This window comes from Actinomadura sp. NPDC048032, from assembly GCF_040653175.1.
GTDB lineage: Bacteria > Actinomycetota > Actinomycetes > Streptosporangiales > Streptosporangiaceae > Spirillospora > Spirillospora verrucosospora.
Map to the genome: position 1 here is coordinate 1 of NZ_JBEZJP010000744.1, position 1939 is coordinate 1939.

General features: G+C 69.7%; 2 protein-coding genes. Both read left to right on the plus strand.

Annotated elements, in window-relative coordinates; translation table 11 throughout:
• Positions 1 to 627 (plus strand): ABC transporter ATP-binding protein (locus tag AB0C69_RS41770; protein ID WP_360362364.1); only part of this gene is annotated, 627 nt, incomplete at its 5' end.
• A 49-nt stretch (positions 628 to 676) separates the two neighbouring features.
• Complete coding sequence (locus AB0C69_RS41775) at positions 677 to 1885, plus strand: ABC transporter substrate-binding protein (RefSeq protein ID WP_345186152.1); 1209 nt, start codon at positions 677 to 679, stop codon at positions 1883 to 1885.
• Positions 1886 to 1939: the final 54 nt, after the last annotated feature.

Sequence of the window (1939 nt, forward strand, 5' to 3'; positions counted from 1 at the left end):
TCGGGCGGCCAGCGCCAGCGGGTCGCGCTCGCCCGGGCGCTGGTGAACGAGCCGAAGGTGCTGCTGCTGGACGAGCCGCTCGGCGCGCTCGACCTGAAGCTGCGCGAGGAGATGCAGGTCGAGCTGAAGAGCATCCAGCGCAGGGCCGGCATCACCTTCGTGTTCGTCACCCACGACCAGGAGGAGGCGCTGACCCTCAGCGACCGGATCGCGGTCCTCGACGGCGGCCGGGTCCAGCAGGTCGGCACGCCGGCCGAGGTGTACGAGCGGCCGGCCACCGAGTTCGTGGCCGGCTTCGTCGGGACGACCAACCGCATCGGCGAGGTCTGCGTGCGGCCGGAGAAGATCGCCGTCCACATGGACGGCGAGGGCGCGCGGGACGACGGGCCGGACGCGGGGGACCGGCAGGCGCTCGGCACGATCGCCGAGGTCGTCTACGCGGGCGCGGTCACCCGCTTCGTCATCGACCTGGAGTCGGGGAGCCGCGTCGTCGCGCTCCAGCAGAACCTGCGGACCTCCTCCATGGACGTGATGGGCCGGCGCGGCGCACGCGTCCGGATCAGCTGGCACGAGGCGCACGAGTTCCACCTGGCGGGCGCCGGCTCCACGCCGGCGCCCACCCCCTGAGCCACCCCACCGAACCCCCGAAAAAAACCCCCACAATAAGGAGTTCCCCATGTGGTCCACGCGCATGGCGGCCGCCGCCGCGGCGACGCTGGCGATCGGACTCGCGGCCGCCGCCTGCGGCGGCGACTCGGGCGACAAGGCGACCGGAGCCGGGCAGGGCGCCTTCCCGGTCCCCAAGGTGCCGATGCAGAAGTCGCTCGGCCAGAGCGAGGGCCAGGTCAACCTGGTCGCCTGGGCCGGGTACGCCGAGGACGGCTCCAACGACCCCAAGGTCGACTGGGTCACCCCGTTCGAGAAGCAGACCGGCTGCAAGGTCAACACCAAGGTCGCCGGCACGTCCGACGAGATGGTGACCCTGATGAAGACCGGCGAGTACGACGCGGTCTCCGCCTCCGGCGACGCCTCGCTGCGGCTGATCGCCTCCGGGACGGTCGCGCCGGTCAACACCGGGCTCGTGCCGAACTACGCCGACGTGTTCGCCGGGCTGAAGAACAAGCCCTGGAACTCGGTGAACAACGTCGCCTACGGCATCCCGCACGGCCGCGGCGCCAACCTGCTCATGTGGCGCACCGACAAGGTCAAGACGGCCCCCGACTCGTGGGGCGCGGTGTTCGACGCCAACTCCCCGTACAAGGGGAAGATTACCGCCTACGACTCGCCGATCTACATCGCCGACGCCGCGCTCTACCTCAAGACGGCCAAGCCCGAACTCGGCATCAAGAACCCGTACTCGCTCGACCAGAAGCAGTTCGACGCGGCCGTCGAACTGCTGAAGACCCAGCGCGGGCTCATCGGCGAGTACTGGTCCGACTACACCAAGGAGGTCCAGGCGTTCAAGAGCGGCGACTCCGTCCTCGGGACGACGTGGCAGGTCATCGCCAACCTCGCGGAGGGCGAGAAGGCCCCGGTCAAGGTGACCCTGCCCAAGGAGGGCTCCACCGGCTGGTCGGACACCTGGATGGTCGGCGCGAAGGCCAAGAACCCCAACTGCGCCTACAAGTGGATGGACTGGATCGTCTCTCCCAAGGCGAACGCGCAGGTCGCCGAGTGGTTCGGTGAGGCCCCGGCGAACGCGAAGGCGTGCCAGGAGACCGCGGACAAGAAGTTCTGCGACACCTTCCACGCCACCGACGAGAACTACTTCTCCCAGGTGCACTTCTGGACGACGCCGATCGCGCAGTGCCTCGACGGGCGCAAGGACGTCAAGTGCGTCGACTACTCCAAGTGGACCCAGGCGTGGACCGCGATCAAGGGATGACCGGCTCCGCCCTCACCGGCGGTGAGGACGGCCGCCCGGCGCCGGGTCTCCGGC

Bases quoted from the DNA above. Each gene is read 5' to 3' on its own strand.
- AB0C69_RS41775 (WP_345186152.1), top strand. From the start codon at position 677: ATGTGGTCCACGCGCATGGCGGCCGCCGCCGCGGCGACGCTGGCGATC.